Source organism: Vibrio sp. S234-5 (assembly GCF_000960595.1).
In the GTDB taxonomy this organism is placed as follows: Bacteria; Pseudomonadota; Gammaproteobacteria; order Enterobacterales; family Vibrionaceae; genus Vibrio.
In genome coordinates this window covers 1-1,700 of sequence record NZ_JZAM01000230.1, presented here as the reverse complement: position 1 = coordinate 1,700, position 1,700 = coordinate 1, and the positions used below count along the sequence as shown (strand labels likewise).

Here is a 1,700-nt window from a genome sequence, read left to right as displayed (position 1 = left end):
CAGCCATAACAAACGCTTCAAGAGGGACAGCCAACGCACGGCATTTTTACTATGCGTTGGTTTTTGTGATTACGGTGTTATGCGGTAAGTTAGTAGTAGCGTTGGCTGCCCCTTAAGCGGGCGTTATGCTTAATCACGCGAAATCAGTGGTTTATGGTTTTTCTTTGTTCCCTCGGCTGATTGTTTTTGTGTTTATCGGCAAGTTGGCTTCATTGGGCGCTGTTTTCCGGACACTTATTCTTTGGCGCTGAAAATTCAGAGAATTGCCTCAATCAGTTTTCAAGCAAGCGCGAGGTTAGGGCAGTTGGCTCAATCAGAGCTTTTAACTTAGGTTTTTGAGTTTAGGCAGCCAAATATCAAAATCTGATTTTTAAAAATTATGAGTCATTTCAGTTTTCTAGCTTTTGGCTTTTGTTTGTAAATCAAAGTCGAGCTAATCTTGGTTTTATTAAAACGTAACCCATTGAAGCTTAAGCATAACAAGGCGTTCAAGAGGGATTCATGCCGCGTGGCATTTTTGGCATGCGGCGAGTTTTGGTGGTGAAAGTGGTCTGCGGGAAGTTGGTTTGGGCGGCATTCACCCCTTAACGCGGCGTTATGTTTAATCACGTCAAATCAGTTGGTTGCATCTTTTCTTTGCTCCCTCGGCTTGTTGGTTTTGTGCTTGTCGGCAAGTTGGCTTCGTTTGGCGCTGTTTTCCGGACATTTATTCTTTGGCGCTGGAAATTCAGAGAGTTGCCTCAGTCAATTTTCGAGTAAGCGCGAGGTAGGTGCGGCTGGCTCAATCAGTATTTTGACCTCAAGTTTTCGGGCTTGAATTGCCAAAATTCGAAGTCTGTTTTTCAAATCTATGAGTCATTTCCGTTTTTTAGGTCTTGGCTTTTGTTTGTGAGTCAACGCTGAGTTAATCTTGGTTTTGGTAAAACGTAAGCCCTTGAAGCTTAAACATAACAAAGCGTTAAAGAGGGATTCGTGCCGCGTGGCATTTTTGGTATGCGGTAAACTTAGTGATTTAGGTGGTGTGCGGTAACATCGTATTGCGTTGCTCACCACTTAAGCGGGCGTTATGCTTAATCACCAAAAATCAGTGGTTTATGTTTTTTCTTTGTTCCCTCGGCTGGTTAGTTTTGAGTTTGTCGGCAAGTTTGCTTCAGTGGGCGCTGTTTTCTGGACACTTATTCTTTGGCGCTGGAAATTCAGAGCGTTGCCTCAATCAATTTTCGGGCAAGCGTGAGGTTAGGGCGGTTGGCTCAATCAGAAGTTTGATCTTAGGTTTTTCGGTTTTATCTGCCAAAGTTCAAAGTCTGATTTTCAAAATTATGAGTCATTTCAGTTTTTTGGTTTTTGGCTTTTGTTTGTGAGTTAAAGTCGAGTTAATCTCGGTTCTGGTAAAGCGTAAGTCATTGAAGCTTAAGCATAACAAAGCGTTCAAGTGGGATTTGGCACGCGTGGCATTTTCAGTTTGCGTTGGGTTTGGTGGTTATGGCACTGTGCGGTGGCTTTTGTATTACGTGCCTGCACCCCTTAACGCGGCGTTATGCTTAATCACCAAAAGTCAGTGGTTTATGATTGTTCTTTGTTCCCTTGGCTCTTTAGTTTGGTGTTTCTCGGCAAGTTGGCTTCAGTGGGCGCGGTTTTCTGGACAATTATTCTTTGGCGCTGGAAATTCAGCGAATTGCCTCAATCAATTTTCGGGCAAG

At 43.4% G+C, this 1,700-nt stretch carries 3 protein-coding genes; all 3 read left to right on the top strand.

All coding sequences use genetic code 11. The features are described from left to right. The first annotated feature begins 476 nt into the window (after window positions 1-476). Window positions 477-605, top strand: a complete 129-nt coding sequence (locus tag UF06_RS24540; RefSeq protein ID WP_082069709.1) for a DUF3265 domain-containing protein — start codon at window positions 477-479, stop codon at window positions 603-605. A 305-nt stretch (window positions 606-910) separates the two neighbouring features. Continuing rightward, a complete protein-coding gene (locus UF06_RS27825; RefSeq protein WP_242402018.1) occupies window positions 911-1,030 on the top strand; it encodes a DUF3265 domain-containing protein in 120 nt (39 codons plus the stop codon). A gap of 373 nt (window positions 1,031-1,403) precedes the next feature. Beyond that, window positions 1,404-1,700 (top strand): hypothetical protein (locus UF06_RS28390; protein WP_206778253.1); only part of this gene is annotated, 297 nt, incomplete at its 3' end.